This window comes from Qipengyuania sp., assembly GCF_965277845.1.
Classification (GTDB): domain Bacteria; phylum Pseudomonadota; class Alphaproteobacteria; order Sphingomonadales; family Sphingomonadaceae; genus Qipengyuania.
Window position 1 is genome coordinate 2,836,794 of record NZ_OZ255844.1, and the last position, 14,249, is coordinate 2,851,042.

Consider the following 14,249-nt stretch of genomic DNA (forward strand, 5'->3'; position numbering starts at 1 on the left):
AAGATACAACAAGAGCTGTTGCGCTCGGAAACGGATTTTAGTCATTACGAAAACTGTTTGCATTGTCGGATGCGGAAAAATGGGGTCCGCATTACTTTCGCAATGGGTCGAAGGGCCCGAAACCATCACCGTCGTCGATCCGGCCGGCAGCGACGTTCCCGAGGGTGTAGAGCTGGTCGCCGATAGGACCGATGTTGCCGACCGGCGCTTCGACCTGATCATCGCGGCCGTAAAGCCGCAGCTGATCGACGACATCCTCGCCGACTATGCCGAGCTGCTCGCGCCCGGAGGCTACGTGCTTTCGATCGCGGCGGGCTATTCGGCAAAGCGCTTGTCGCAATTGATGGGCGGCGCTCCCGTCATCCGCACCATGCCCAACCTGCCCGCCGCCATCGGTCGCGGGGTCAGCGGTATCTGTCCCGGCCCGCATGCGACGACGGATCACACAGCGCATGCAGAACGCTTCATGCGCCGCGCCGGAGCCACCATCACCGTCGATAGCGAAGAGAAGCTCGACCGCGTGACCGCGGTCGCCGGTTCCGGCCCGGGCTACGTCTTCGAGATCGCCCGCGCCTATGCCGAGGCCGCGATGGCACAGGGTTTCGACGAGGACGAAGCACGCGACATGGTGCTCGGCACCATCGGCGGCGCGATCGCCATGGCCAGCGAGCCGGGTGCGCCAAGCCTCGAGGACCTCCGCAATTCGGTGACCAGCAAAGGCGGCACTACCGCTGCGGGCCTGAACGCGCTCAACGGCGACGGTGGCCTATCGACCCGCCTCCATGATACATTGCAGGCGGCTTACGACCGGGCGGTCGAGCTGCGCTGATCGCAGCGCCTCCCGCCCCCGCACGAAACAGAAGAGAAGAGACCATGACCGACCAAGCACTCGACCCGCAAATCCATATCCACGACCTCGGCCAGCGCGCCCGCAAGGCCGCGCGCGGCCTGCTCGCCGCCAGCACGGAGGCGAAGAACACCGCATTGCGCGAAGCGGCCAAGGCCCTGCGCGAGCGGACGGCCGAACTGCTCGAAGCCAATGCCGAAGATGTCGAAAGCGTACGCGGCACCAAGCCCGACAGCTTCATCGACCGTCTCGCTTTGAGCGAGGACCGTGTCGAGGGCATGGCCGGCGCGCTCGAGGAAATCGCCGAGCTGCCCGATCCCGTCGGCCGCAAGCTGGCGACGTTCGAGCGGCCCAACGGCCTTACCATCGAACGCGTCGCCGTGCCGATCGGCGTGATCGGGATGATCTACGAATCGCGCCCCAATGTCGGCGCCGATGCCAGCGCTCTGTGCCTCAAGAGCGGCAATGCCGTGATCCTGCGCGGTGGCAGCGAAAGCCGCCATTCGACCCGCGTGATCGTCGAATGCATGCGCGCCGGGCTAAAGGCCGCAGGCCTGCCCGAAGATGCGGTGCAGACCGTCCAGACCACCGATCGCGGCGCCGTCGCCGCACTGCTCAAGGCCGATGAATTCGTCGACCTCGTGATCCCGCGTGGCGGGCGCGGCCTGGTCGAGCTGGTGCGCGACCAGGCGAGCGTTCCCACGCTCCTCCACCTCGACGGCAATTGCCACAGCTATGTCCACGAAGCCGCCGATATCGACAAGGCGGTCAGGGTCATTCGCAACGCCAAGCTGCGCCGTACGGGCGTGTGCGGGGCGACCGAAAGCGTGGTGGTCGACCGCTCTGCGGCCGAGGCCTTCATTCCCAAATTCGCCGATGCGATGGCCGGCGATTGCGAGCTGCGCGGCGATGCCGATGCGGTCGCGATCGACGACCGGTTGAAGCCCGCCAGCGAGGACGACTGGGGTACCGAATATCTCGATCCGATCGCTTCGGTTAAGATCGTCGACGGACTTGAAGAAGGCATCGCCTGGGTCGACGAGCATTCGAGTCACCATACCGATGCGATCATCACCGAAGACGACGATGCAGCGCGCCGCTTCATGACCGCGATCGACAGCGCGATCGTGATGCACAATGCCAGCACCCAGTTCGCCGATGGCGGCGAATTCGGCATGGGCGCCGAAATCGGGATCGCCACGGGCAAGATGCACGCGCGCGGACCCGTCGGTCTCGAACAGCTGTGCAGCTTCAAGTATCTCGTCCACGGCGAGGGTCAGACACGCCCGTAAACCTCCCGGTCGCGCGCGCGACTGGAGAAATCGCCGACTTTCCTTTATCTTCCTCCCCGGTCGCATCATGCGTTTTCCGGGGAGGAACACGTTATGACACCCAAGGCAATCATGGGCGCCATGCTGCTGGCAGGTGCCGCCTGCCTGCCATCGGAAACGCTCCAGGCCGAGACGCTGGCCGAGCTCGACGCCTTGTCCGATGCCGCGCAGGACGAGCGCGGCGGGATCGAGGCCGCGCAGGCACTCGCCCGGCAAGGCGCCTATCTCGAGGCGCTGGCGACGCTGGAACGCATGCTGGCGGTCAATCCCAAATCCGCCGAGGGGCGGCTGCTGCATGCACTCTACCTGTGCCGGATCGACGATATCCGGGGCGGGCTGGTCGAGATCGACAAATTGAAAGAACGCGAATTCGGTCGCGAAACGCTCGCCGATGCCCGCAGCGCCTGCGAAGCCGGTGGAGAGGTGCAGTGATGGGCGCACCGTTGAAAATCACCGCCATGCTCGTCGCGGGCAGCATGCTTGCCACCACGCTTTCCGCGCAGCAGCGGGTCGAGGTGGGCAATGCCTCCACCGTCGTCGGGGACGTGCGGATGAGCAATGCGCAAATCCGCAAACCCGCGAAGATCCAGCGCAAGCAGCGCATCGCCTGGGGCGATCTGATCGACACGGCCCAAAAATCGCAATTGCAGATCCTCCTGCTCGACCGCTCCAGCTTCGGCATCGGCGCGAGTTCGCGCGTGCGGATCGATCGCTTCGTCTACGACCCGAACGAAGGGCGCAGCTTCTTCGCTACCTTCGTCAAGGGCGCGCTGCGCTTCTTCTCGGGCAGCGCGGAAGGCGACAACAGCGGCGAAATCCAGACTCCCTCGGGGCGGATCGGCATTCGCGGCACCGCGCTCGACATGCTGGTCGGCGAGGAAGCCGAGGATATCGCCGAGGACGAGGAATTCGTCGGCAATGTCGACAGCGACAGGGACGAGGCGACGCTGGTCGTGCTGCGCGGGCCGGGTGCGGGAACCGCGGGCGACCTCACCGTCGGGCAGGCCGAGGTCAGCGCTGCGGGCAAGACCGTGCTGCTCGACCAGCCGGGCCTCGCCGCCTACATCCCGCGCGACGGCGCCCAGCCGATCGGGCCGTTCTTCATCTCGAGCCCCGGCCTGGCGCAAGTGCAGGACCAGCTACAGCCAGAGGTTGCCCGCGCGGCGAGCGGTGGCGGCGGCGGCTTGCTGCGCGCGCTGCTCCCGATTGCGGGAGCCATTGCGGTCGGCGCGCTGCTCAGCGGCAGCAACGGGGACGACGATGAAGAGCCCGACGACCGGACGCAGGACCACAATCGCAACCAGTCGAACAATTATCGCAATCGGTAGCCACCCCGCGCCTACGCAAAGCTATTTGCTGGTGGCCTGGTAGACCCCGTCCCATTCGGGTGGCGGCGGGTCGCTGCGCAGCGCTTCGATCCGCTCACGCATGAGGGCGCACAGTTTCGGGATGCCTAGCGCCGCATAATGGTCCTCCGCCTTGGCCAGGATCGCATCGGCCAGGTCCCAATCCTGCGCACGATAGGCAGCGAGCATGTCGTGATGGGCGGCGGACAATCGTGCGAAATTGGCTTCGCTCGAACGCGCCTCATCGTCCAGCAGCGCGAAGATCGTCTCCGGCGCATCGCGGCCGACCACGCGCACGCGATCCAGCTCGATCAGTGCGAAACCGGGCAGTTCGCGCGCCAGCGCGCTCCCGGTAACGATCGGTACGCCATACTGCTTGGTCAGCCCTTCCATGCGCGAGGCCATGTTCACCGTATCGCCGATCAGCGAATAGGACAGCCGCTGGCGCGAGCCCATGTTGCCGACGCAGCACAATCCCGAATTGAGCCCGATCCCGATCCCGACCTCGCCCGGCCAGACCACGCCCTTGCGGGTCGGCATGGTCCGGTTGAGCTCTTCGACCATCGCAACCATTTCGAGCGCAGCGCGCGCGGCGTTGCGATGGTGGTCGGGATCGTCGAGCGGGGCGTTCCAGAAGGCCAGGATGGCATCGCCGATATATTTGTCGAGCGTGGCTTTCCGCGCGAGCAGGATCTCGCTCATCGGGGTGAGGAATTCGATCAGGAAATCGATTACCTCGCGCGGGGAATAGCGCTCCGACATGCGGCTGAAACCGCGGATGTCGCACATCAGCACGCTCATGTCGCGTTCCTCGCCGCCCAGTTCGAGCTGGTCGGGATCGGCGGCGATACGGCGGACCATCTCGGGCGAGAGATAACGGTCGAATGCCGAATGGATATAGGCGCGCTGGCGCTCCTCTCGGTAGAAGACGGCGACCGTCTGCACCGCATAGACCGCGACCAGCGCCAGCACCGGCCAGGTCGGGTCGAGCAGATATTGCGCGCGGGTGAAGGCCAGCCAGCTTCCGCCGGCGACGAGCGCGATCCCCGCGATGACCGCCACCGCACCCAGCGTCGCGCCCAGGCGGGGGAGCAGCAATGCCAGCGCTCCACCCAGCACCATCACGAGCACGAGTTCGAGTCCGAAGGCCCAGTCGGGCCGCTCGAGGAAATGGCCGGCCAGCATTTGCTCGACCCCGGCGGCATGGACGGTCACGCCCGCGACCCGCTCGGCCACCGGGGTCGAGACGAGATCCTGCAGCCCCGCAGCGCTCCCGCCGATGAAGACGATCCGCCCGCGCACCGCTTCGGCCAGCGCGGCATCGTCGATCGCCCCTTCGATAATCTGCCAGGCTGGCAGCGACGCCCGCTCGGTTGCGGGGAAATGCACCCACATCTCGCCGGCATCGGTGACGGGGATCTCGCGCCCCGCCAGCCGCACGGCCACCGCCGCCCCGCCCGCCCCTTGCGTTTCCCCACTGCCATCGCTGGCGAGGAGGTTGGGCGAACCGGCTCCTTCGGCGACCCTCACCGCCTCGAGGCCCAGCGAAGGCACCAATACGCCGCGATGGATCGCGACCAGCGGTATCCGGCGAACGATCCCGTCGGCATCGCTTTCCAGACTGACGAAACCGCTGCCCCGGGCGGCCCCTTCCAGGACCGCGAGCGGCTGGATCGCGCCCGCATAGCCGGGCACGTCGCGCGAGGGCAGCGAACCGTGCAGCGTGAAACTCGCTTTCGGCTCGATCGCACCGCCGCGCGGCTCGCGGTCGAGGAAATAGGCGGTGACCACGGGTTGTGCGGAAAAGCTATCCGCCAGCAGCGCATCGTGCGACGGCAGGTCCGCAAGCCTCTCGCCGAGGTCGAGCGAGGCAGTCAGTTGCTCGGGCGACGTGCGGTCCGGTTCGGAAAAGACGATGTCGTAGACCACCGCCACGGCGCCCGCATCCGTCAGCCGCTCGGTCAGCGTGACCAGTTCGGTGCGCGGCCAGGGCCATTGACCGAGCCGCGCGATGGAGGCTTCGTCCACATCGACCACCGCCACCCGCTCCTCGCCGGGCAGGTCGCGGGGAGCGGCGCGCTGGTAGGCATCGAACACCGCCAGCCCCACGCGTCCCAACGCCCCCGGCTGCGCCAGCTGGAGTACCACCACCAGCGCCAGCGCGATCAGCCCCGCAAGGATCGCAGGCGCATCGCGCAGGCCGCGCAGGCGTTCGAGCATCGTCGGGCCTCCCTCCCCGCAATCCTATTGCGCTTTTTCGCCGGGGCAAGAGAGCTTGGTTTGCGAACCGGGTGGGTTTTTGGTTTGCGAACCGACCTCCGTCGGTTCGTCCTCGCTAGACGTGCAGCAAGCTGCACCCGCTGCGGGCCCGTAGCGAAGCGGAGGGACGGCCCCGAGGACGAACCCGCGGAGGCGGGTTCGAAAAGCAAGGACTCCCCCCCCCTCCCTCCCCCGATTTTCCTACTCGCGCCGAATCTGCTTCATCCTGCGCGATGAGCAACGACCCAAAACCCCCTTCCACCCTCCCCAGCTTCACCCCGGTCCCGCGCAAGAAGGACCGCTCGAACGGGTGGAAGCCGCATGTCCAGCGCGCCTTCATCGAGGCGCTGGCCGATACCGGCTCGGTCGCTGCGGCCTGCCGCATGGTCCGCCGCAGCACGGTCGGCGCCTACCATTTGCGCCGCCAGCCCGGCGCCGAGGAATTCGCCGCCGCATGGGAGGCCGCGCTCGATCTCGGCGTGCAGCGGATCGAGGACACCGCGATGGACCGCGCACTCAACGGCGTGGAGGTACCCGTCTACAGCTACGGCAAGCTCGTGGGCACGCGCACCGTCCACAACGATCGCCTGCTGATGTTCATGCTGAGAAACCGCGCGCCCGAGCGCTTTGCCGAAGGCCGCCCCAAGGCCCTCAACGCGGTCGGCCGGATGGAGGAGGAGCGGTTGAAGAAGAAGTGGCGCGCCGAATGGGAGGCCGAGCAGCGCCGCGTCTCCCCCGCCGAGGTGCGCGCCAGCATCGAGCGCAAGGTCGAGGCCTTCCGCCGCCAGCAGGAGATGACGCTGAGCCCCCGCACCCTCGCCGCCCGCGCCGAATTCGAGCGCCTGCGCGCCGAAGACGCCGCCCGCGGCTACCGCGCCAGCGAGGACCCCGAGCACCCGATGTATTTCGACCGCGAGCACGCCGCTCGCGAGCCCGACCCGATGCCCCTACCCCCGCCCGATTGGGCCAAGCGCGAGGGGGAGGATGAGCCGGCCCCGCCGGAGAACCCGCGCCGGCGGACGATCAAGGATGAGGGGTGGGATTGATCTAAACAACTGAACAAGTAATCAGTTCAACATGGAACTGATTCTCCAAGGTCTGACCGATCGTACTCACGCTGCAGCATTAATAGAAATGTTCGAAGGCGAACTCGATCGTGCGATTGTCAGCGTTGCTTTTGTATCAGATGATGGCGTCAGTCTCATTGCACCATTGCTCGCACCCCACGCCGATAAAATCACCGTGTTCGCAGGGATTAGGAACGAGATCACATCCGCTCAGGCGATGAAGCGGCTTTTGGCGATGGGGGTGTCCCTGTTTGCCGTCGATACCGGGTCACGGACTCTTCTATTCCATCCGAAGATGTATCACGTCCGGCGAGACAAGGCTGCTCAGCTATCTGTCGGCAGCGCGAACCTGACGCTGGGCGGCCTGAACAATAATATCGAAGCGGGCTTGCTGCTCGACCTCGACCTCGACGATGAGGACGAAAGCAAATTCGTCGATGAGCTCGAGGTCTCATTTGACGGCCTCGCTGGTGAGCACCCCGACAACGTCTTCCAGATTGATGACGAGGCCGTAATTGACGAGCTCTTGGACGCCGGGCGACTGATCGACGAGACTGCGACCCCGCCACCTCGGAGCCCGACTAGGGCCAAAGCTGGAAGCACTGACCCCACTCCACGGATGAAAATGCAGCCGAAGCCTGTGCGCGGAAAGCCCAAGCCAAAAGCACCTACGGCTCCGGCTCCAGCTTCGGCACCGGCGGCACCGGCCGCAGCAGCTCCCGGCAACGCAGCCGGTGCCTCAGCGACAGTTGCTCCACACCTCGAACTCGTCTGGGAAAGCAAGCCGTTGAGTCGCCGTTCTTTGGGCATCCCAACCGGCGCGAGTTCAAATCCTACGGGTTCAACTACGCTCGGCTCGGGAACCTTCGATGACATAGACCGAGTAACATACTTCCGTGACGACCTGTTTGGGCATCTCAATTGGACCTCGAACGGCACAATCGAAACGGCCAAGCAGGACTTCGATCTTGTCATAAAAGGCGTCCTTGTCGGGACTTTTGAATTAACCGTGCGTCACAGCCTGACGATTGCTGCAACGGCCTATGAAAGAAGCCAATCCCCAACCAACCTCAGTTGGGACGAGGCGCGTCCGCTTGTTGCACGAGAGGACCTCCTCGACCGGACCATGCGTATTTGGCGCTCGACCGAGGACCCAACCGAGTTCCAGATTGAGTTTGATTAAGCCTAGACAGCCTCCGTCGAAGTCCGATGCCGCCGGTTGCGAAGTTTCCGCCAACCCTCGAGTGCGCTAGCCTGTTTTGCCTTCGAGATGCCAAGTGCCCCGAGAACAACCTTGCCTTGTCGCTCGAGCGTCTCATGCGTAGGCCGGTTCCGGATGGAGTTATCTAGCTCAGCTAGGTCGAGTTCGACCTTCTCGGGCATCGGAATGACCAACCGCTCGATCTCGGACGGTATGAGTTCGAGTACTCCGCCGCCATAGTGCCGTCCCTCAAGCTCGGCACTGAGCGCTGTGAGCGGGTTTATGAAGCAGCCAACTAGCCGCTTCCCGTCCGCTTCCTTGGTGCGAATGCGGTACGCCGTATCGGTCGTGTACGCGCCGATCTTGTTGAGGATTAGGCGGGGTGTGTCGTGGCAGCGCTTGAGCATTCCCACTTCGGTCGAGTAGACCGAGGGGACTTTGTACCAAGGGGCACGAATACGACACTTGTAGCGGGTGTGCAGCTTCTCGGCTTCGCCGCGCTCGATGTACTGGCGCGCTCGCTTCGCCATCTTGGCGGGCGCGTCATCGAACCAGAGGAAGTTGGTTGGGCTTCCCTTATCGGCATTCGCTGCGTGCTGTTGTTCATCATAGATCACGCCCGGGCAGTGTTCGCTGCGCCCGAACATCGGGTGCGCATATTTGCTCAGGCCGTAAGCCTCGACTGTCGCGTCAGGGACGAGGAAGAACTTATTCGCGCCAGTGACGATGCCTACGTCCACGCGGGCGATGTCATCGAAGCGATGCACTTCGGTGTGGGCCTCGAGCTCGTCGAAAACGTCACGGGTCTCGAGGTCGAGCAGCGCCCGGGTCCATTTGCCAGCGACCGTCTTACCGTTGATTGACTGCGGCTCCAAGAAGACTTCAGACGGTGAGCGGCGGAGGAACTCCCGCCCCCGGACGGGCACCATGCCGAGCCCTTCGGTATTCTGTCTGGGGCTGCTGCGCTTCTCCGCCATGAGAATTACAGCGCCTTGCAACGTACCGTTGAACCAAAGCTCTTCCGGGTCGATGATGACAAGTCGCCGGCACTCCTTACCGAGATAGCTGCGGAGCGATTGCGCGTGAGTGACGTGAATGATCTCGGCCGGGACTACCATTGCCAATCGCCCGCCGGGGCGCAGCAGCGACATTGAAGCGAGGATGAACGGCACCCAAGCATTTGTGTGCTTCGTGAACTTGAGCCCGAGCTCGTCAAAGATCGTGGCGGCCCGGACCTGAAATTGCGGAGGAAGAAACTGATATCGGACGAAGGGTGGATTTCCCACCACGGCGTCAAATCGCTCACCGCCCTTCACCATGTTCTCGATTGCCCAGCCGAGGAAGTCCTCGGACCGGACGGCCGGCTTCCAAAGGTTGAGTTCCTTTGCTCGCCGGGCGGCCTTGCCTGCTTCGTCGCTGTCGAGCTCGAAGCCGGTCAGGGCCGACTTCTCGAAGCCGCCTACATCGGACATGGCCTGAAAGAATGCGCCATCACCGCAACTCGGCTCGAGGACTTTGTCGGGATTGATCTCTCCGACCCAGCGCGCGATGAACGAGGCGAGATCCAGAGGCGTGTAATATCCGCCACGCAGCTTTTGAGCTGTTTGTTGGTCCTTGAATTTCATCAGCCTAGCAAACTTAGATGCTTCCTAGTGTAGCCATATTCAGTTTGGTTCAAAAAGGCCACGTTCTATATCCGTTCTGGATCAATCTATACCCAGTTTCCTCACTCCTCCCCTATCCGGAGCGCAGCGATAAACGCCTCCTGCGGGATGCTCACATTCCTCCCCGCCTACGCGGGGACAGGCCACCGTTGGCCTCTGGCCAGCTACGCTACCGGGCGCTCCCGCATCCTCAGAATTAGGGCTACTCTTCACCCATCCGCAGCGCGGCAATGAAAGCTTCCTGAGGGATCGAGACGTTTCCGTATTCCCTCATTCTGGCCTTGCCCTTCTTCTGCTTCTCCAGCAGCTTCTTCTTACGCGAAATATCGCCGCCGTAGCATTTGGCGGTGACGTCCTTGCGCAGGGCGGCGATGGTTTCGCGGGCGATGATCTTGCCGCCGATCGCGGCCTGGATCGGGATCTTGAACAGGTGGCGGGGGATGAGGTCTTTCAGGCGCTCGCACATGCCGCGGCCGCGTTCTTCGGCGACCGAGCGGTGGACGATCAGCGATAGCGCGTCGACCGGTTCGTTGTTGACGAGGATGTTCATCTTCACGAGGTCGCCTTCGCGCAGGCCGATCTGCTCGTAATCGAAGCTCGCATAGCCGCGGCTGATCGACTTGAGGCGGTCGTAGAAGTCGAACACCACCTCGTTCAGCGGCAGCTCGTAGCTCACCTGCGCGCGGCCGCCGACATAGGTGAGGTCGGTCTGGATGCCGCGGCGGTCCTGGCACAGCTTGAGGATCGCGCCGAGGTATTCGTCGGGCGTGTAGATCACCGCCTTGATCCACGGTTCTTCCACCGCTTCGATCCGGTTGACGTCGGGCCAGTCGGCGGGGTTGTGGATATCGATGACCTTGGCGTCCTCGGTCTTGGTGTGGGCGAGGTGGACGCGGTAGACCACGGACGGGGCCGTGGTGATGAGGTCGAGGTCGTATTCTCTGGAGAGGCGTTCCTGGATGATTTCCAGGTGCAGCAGGCCGAGGAAGCCGGCGCGGAAGCCGAAGCCCAGCGCGGCGCTCGATTCCATCTCGTAGCTGAAGCTGGCATCGTTGAGGCGCAGCTTGCCGATGCTTTCGCGCAGCTTCTCGAAATCGGCGGCGTCGACCGGGAAGAGGCCGCAGAAGACCACGGGCTGGACTTCCTTATAGCCCGGCAGCGCCGTGTCCGCCCCGCCCTTCACCGTGGTGATGGTGTCGCCGACGCGGGCCTGTTCGACTTCCTTGATCTGCGCGGTGATGAAGCCGATTTCGCCGGGGCCGAGTTCGGGCAAATCGGTGCGCTTGGGGGTGAAGCAGCCGACGCGGTCGATCAAATGCTGCGTGCCGCCCTGCATGAACCTGACCTGCTGGCCCTTGGTGATGACGCCGTCCATCACGCGCACGAGGATGACGACGCCGAGATAGGGGTCGTACCACGAATCGACGAGCATGGCCTTGAGCGGTGCGGCGCGGTCGCCCTTGGGGGGCGGGATGCGTTTGACCAGCGCCTCGAGCGTTTCCTCGATGCCGATGCCGGATTTGGCCGAGGTGAGGACGGCGCCGCCTTCCTCCCACGGGCCGGTGGCCTCGATGCCGACGATTTCCTCGATTTCCTCCGCGACGCGGGTCGGTTCGGCGGCGGGGAGGTCGATCTTGTTGATGACCGGGACGATCTCGTGGTCGTGCTCGATCGACTGGTAGACATTGGCGAGCGTCTGCGCCTCGACGCCTTGGGCTGCGTCGACGACGAGCAGCGCGCCTTCGCAGGCGGCGAGGGAGCGGGAGACTTCATAGGCGAAGTCGACATGGCCGGGCGTGTCCATGAGGTTGAGCTCATAGGTCTCGCCATCGCGCGCGGTGTAGTCGAGGCGCACGGTCTGCGCCTTGATGGTGATGCCGCGCTCCTTCTCGATGTCCATATTATCAAGGACTTGCTCGGACATCTCGCGATCGGTCAGCCCGCCGCAGTGCTGGATCAGCCGATCGGCCAGCGTGGACTTGCCATGGTCGATATGCGCGATGATCGAAAAATTGCGGATCTTGGAAAGGTCAGTCATTGCGAGCGCCCTTTAGCTGCACAGAAACCGCCTGTCAGCTAGCAAAGCGCGCGCAGCAACTTCCCTGCTGCCCAGGTAGATTTCAACCTAGCAACGCGGGCCAATCCGCTAGGGTCCATGCGACGCGACGCACGCGCTTGCCTAGTCGCGAATGGATTACGATCCGGGGCCAGCGCCGGGTTTGGGTGTGCCGACTTCGACCTCGACGAATTTCTTAGGCGCGCCGGCGCCCATCCGCTCGGCCATGATCAGCGAATAGGGATCGTGCGGCAGCGCGGCCAAGGGGCGACCGGCTGCCTCTATTTGATAGGGCGAGACGCGATGGCGGGTGCACAGGCCATCCGCGCCGTCGCTGATCAGCGGGGTCTCGAACTCTACTCCCTGCACCGATCCCTTGGACCGGCGCACCGTCGCAACGGCCAGCTGGCCACCGCCGAGATCGAGCACCACCTGCGTCCCCAACGGCACTTCCAGCAGGCCTTCGATCATCGCGCCCGTCTTCGACAGATTGCGCATCACCACCTTGTAGCGACTGTCTTCGTGGATCAGCCCGATCCGGCGGAACACCTTCTTGCGATCCGCGCGGTACTTCGCCGGCCCTCTCGGTTCGTATTTGATCTTTCCTTCCTGCAGGCGGCCGAGGAAATCGTCATTGGTCAGGGCACGGGAAAAAATCTGCCCCTGGATCAGCGTCGCTCCGCGTTCGGTAACAAGATCCAGCTCGTCCTTTGCCTGGACCCCTTCGGCCACCGTTTCCATGTTGAGCGCTCCTGCGAGGCTGACGATCGCGCTGAGGATGGCGGCGTTGTTGTTGCCTTCTTCGGTCGCGCCGCGAACGAAGCTTTGGTCGATCTTGATCTTGTCGAATGGCGCGGTGCGCAAATAGCTGAGCGAGCTGTAACCCGTTCCGAAATCGTCGAGTGCAAGCTTGACGCCCAGTGCCTTGAGCTTGCCGAAGATGATCTCCGCACGGCCCGCATCGCCCAGAAACACGCTCTCGGTAATTTCGAGTTCGAGGCGCTCAGGCTCGAAATCGGTATTGTCCAAGGCGTTGCTGACGACCTGCGGAAAATCGTCGTCCGCAAACTGCACGGCCGAAACATTGACCGCTACGCGCAGGTCGACGGGCCATTGTTTCGCCTGGCGGCAAACCTCGTTCAAGGCCCACTCGCCCATTTCCTTGATGATTCCGACCTCTTCGGCGACAGGAATGAACTCCGCGGGAGAGATTTCACCGCGATCGGGATGTTCCCAGCGCATCAACGCTTCGCAACACCGGACCTCATGCGTTTTGGCGCAGACCAGCGGCTGGTAATGCATCGAAAGTTGACCGTTCTCGATCGCGTCGCGCAGGTCTTCTTCGATCCGGCGGCGGTTCTTTGCGCCGTCCTTGAGGTCGCTTGAGTAGAAGCGATACTGGCCACGGCCCCCACCCTTGGCAGCATGTAGAGCAAGATCGGAAGCCGCAGTGAGCTCCTCGGCTTCGAGGCCGTCATAAGGAGCAATGGCAATACCGGCCGACGTCCCGACGATCGCACGCGTGCCGTTGAGCGAATAGGGCTGCGAGACCATCTGAATCAGACGTTGAACCAGTTCGCCGAGTGCGCCGCGATCATCCATATCGGGCAGGATGATCTGGAACTCGTCACCCCCCGGTCGGCCGATTTCGCCCTTGTTGTCGACGATACGCCCGAGCCTCGTGGCAACCTGTTTGAGCAATTCGTCGCCAGCCTGATGCCCGAGCGTTTCATTGACTTGCTTGAACCGGTCCAGGTCGAGCATCACCAGCGCACAGGTGCGCTTCGAATTGCGGTAGGCCTTGAGCGTCTCGGTCAATCGCCTGGTAATCCGATGTCGATTGGCAAGGCCCGTCAGCGGATCATATTGCGCAAGACGTGCGGCATCGCGCTGGCTTTCGCGCGTGGCGGTAATATCCTTCGCGCTGCCGCGGTAGCCGGTGAAGCGCTGCTTTTCGTCGAATTGCGGTTTGCCGGCAATTTCCCACCAGACTTCCTGCCCCTCGACAGCCAGTCGAACATTGAACCCGCTGATCGAGTTGCGCGCGCTCAAGAGGAAGGCAAGCGGACGTTCGGCCTTGTCCGGATCACCGGCTCGCTCGGGAATGAACAGCTCGCCGAGCGGCTTTCCGATCGCCTCGCCATCGGTCCAGCCGAGCATTCGAGCGGCGTTGTCGGATAGATATATGAGCCGTCCCTGGGCGTCGGTTGCCCAGAACCAGCCGAGGCCGGCAGCCTCGAAGCTGTCGAGGAGTTCGACCCGGCGAACGGCGTCGGATGCGGCAATCGGGTTTACCGGCGCATTCTCCGGCGCGAAATCTCCATCGGCAACTGCCCGTGCCGATCGTGAGAAGAACCCTCCCATCTGCTATCGAACTCCCAACTGAAAACTCTCGGGCCTCGTCTCTGACGCCTTGCGCCAATCGTCGTCTATAGAGACGATATCTTTCCAAACGGATAACCATGTCTGCACTGACCT

The 14,249-nt window shown here is 63.7% G+C and carries 10 protein-coding genes; 6 read left to right on the forward strand and 4 right to left on the reverse strand.

Annotated features, from left to right (window positions below; genetic code table 11):
- The first annotated feature begins 79 nt into the window (after positions 1-79).
- The 4 genes from ACQY4G_RS13875 to ACQY4G_RS13890 all read left to right on the forward strand — a co-directional run bounded on the left by ACQY4G_RS13875 (position 80) and on the right by ACQY4G_RS13890 (position 3,506).
- Entirely contained in the window at positions 80-829 is a 750-nt protein-coding gene (locus tag ACQY4G_RS13875; RefSeq protein ID WP_421991715.1) for a pyrroline-5-carboxylate reductase family protein, read from the forward strand.
- 44 nt (positions 830-873) lie between these two features.
- Entirely contained in the window at positions 874-2,139 is a 1,266-nt protein-coding gene (locus ACQY4G_RS13880) for a glutamate-5-semialdehyde dehydrogenase (RefSeq protein ID WP_421991717.1), read from the forward strand.
- A gap of 93 nt (positions 2,140-2,232) precedes the next feature.
- Entirely contained in the window at positions 2,233-2,610 is a 378-nt protein-coding gene (locus tag ACQY4G_RS13885; protein ID WP_421991719.1) for a hypothetical protein, read from the forward strand.
- On the forward strand, positions 2,610-3,506 hold the full coding sequence (locus tag ACQY4G_RS13890; RefSeq protein ID WP_425061765.1) for a FecR domain-containing protein: 897 nt from the start codon (positions 2,610-2,612) through the stop codon (positions 3,504-3,506). The genes ACQY4G_RS13885 and ACQY4G_RS13890 overlap by 1 nt, the downstream gene beginning before the upstream one ends.
- A 21-nt stretch (positions 3,507-3,527) precedes the next feature.
- Here ACQY4G_RS13890 and ACQY4G_RS13895 read toward each other — a convergent pair whose 3' ends face one another.
- A complete protein-coding gene (locus ACQY4G_RS13895) occupies positions 3,528-5,744 on the reverse strand; it encodes a CHASE2 domain-containing protein (RefSeq protein ID WP_421991723.1) in 2,217 nt (738 codons plus the stop codon).
- 272 nt (positions 5,745-6,016) lie between these two features.
- Between ACQY4G_RS13895 and ACQY4G_RS13900 the strand changes: the two genes are divergently transcribed.
- Together ACQY4G_RS13900 and ACQY4G_RS13905 are read left to right on the forward strand one after the other, a co-directional pair.
- Positions 6,017-6,829, forward strand: a complete 813-nt coding sequence (locus tag ACQY4G_RS13900) for a hypothetical protein (protein WP_421991725.1) — start codon at positions 6,017-6,019, stop codon at positions 6,827-6,829.
- A gap of 31 nt (positions 6,830-6,860) precedes the next feature.
- Complete coding sequence (locus tag ACQY4G_RS13905) at positions 6,861-8,033, forward strand: hypothetical protein (RefSeq protein ID WP_421991727.1); 1,173 nt, start codon at positions 6,861-6,863, stop codon at positions 8,031-8,033.
- A 2-nt stretch (positions 8,034-8,035) separates the two neighbouring features.
- On the opposite strand, the gene ACQY4G_RS13910 is transcribed toward ACQY4G_RS13905, so the two are convergent.
- The 3 genes from ACQY4G_RS13910 to ACQY4G_RS13920 form a co-directional block, all read right to left on the reverse strand.
- A complete protein-coding gene (locus tag ACQY4G_RS13910; RefSeq protein ID WP_421991729.1) occupies positions 8,036-9,676 on the reverse strand; it encodes an Eco57I restriction-modification methylase domain-containing protein in 1,641 nt (546 codons plus the stop codon).
- A 241-nt stretch (positions 9,677-9,917) separates the two neighbouring features.
- A complete protein-coding gene (gene lepA, locus ACQY4G_RS13915) occupies positions 9,918-11,753 on the reverse strand; it encodes a translation elongation factor 4 (RefSeq protein WP_421991731.1) in 1,836 nt (611 codons plus the stop codon).
- A gap of 156 nt (positions 11,754-11,909) precedes the next feature.
- The gene (locus tag ACQY4G_RS13920; RefSeq protein WP_421991733.1) at positions 11,910-14,135 is read right to left on the reverse strand and encodes an EAL domain-containing protein; all 2,226 of its coding nucleotides are present in this window, start codon (positions 14,133-14,135) and stop codon (positions 11,910-11,912) included.
- Between the last annotated feature and the right edge of the window lie 114 nt (positions 14,136-14,249).

Excerpts from the sequence above, each read along its gene's own strand:
- ACQY4G_RS13900 (WP_421991725.1), top strand. The coding sequence starts at position 6,017 with ATGAGCAACGACCCAAAACCCCCTTCCACCCTCCCCAGCTTCACCCCG.
- ACQY4G_RS13875 (WP_421991715.1), top strand. The coding sequence starts at position 80 with ATGGGGTCCGCATTACTTTCGCAATGGGTCGAAGGGCCCGAAACCATC.
- ACQY4G_RS13905 (WP_421991727.1), top strand. The coding sequence starts at position 6,861 with ATGGAACTGATTCTCCAAGGTCTGACCGATCGTACTCACGCTGCAGCA.
- ACQY4G_RS13890 (WP_425061765.1), top strand. The coding sequence starts at position 2,610 with ATGGGCGCACCGTTGAAAATCACCGCCATGCTCGTCGCGGGCAGCATG.
- ACQY4G_RS13885 (WP_421991719.1), top strand. The coding sequence starts at position 2,233 with ATGACACCCAAGGCAATCATGGGCGCCATGCTGCTGGCAGGTGCCGCC.
- ACQY4G_RS13910 (WP_421991729.1), bottom strand. The coding sequence starts at position 9,676 with ATGAAATTCAAGGACCAACAAACAGCTCAAAAGCTGCGTGGCGGATAT.
- ACQY4G_RS13895 (WP_421991723.1), bottom strand. The coding sequence starts at position 5,744 with ATGCTCGAACGCCTGCGCGGCCTGCGCGATGCGCCTGCGATCCTTGCG.
- lepA (WP_421991731.1), bottom strand. The coding sequence starts at position 11,753 with ATGACTGACCTTTCCAAGATCCGCAATTTTTCGATCATCGCGCATATC.
- ACQY4G_RS13880 (WP_421991717.1), top strand. The coding sequence starts at position 874 with ATGACCGACCAAGCACTCGACCCGCAAATCCATATCCACGACCTCGGC.
- ACQY4G_RS13920 (WP_421991733.1), bottom strand. The coding sequence starts at position 14,135 with ATGGGAGGGTTCTTCTCACGATCGGCACGGGCAGTTGCCGATGGAGAT.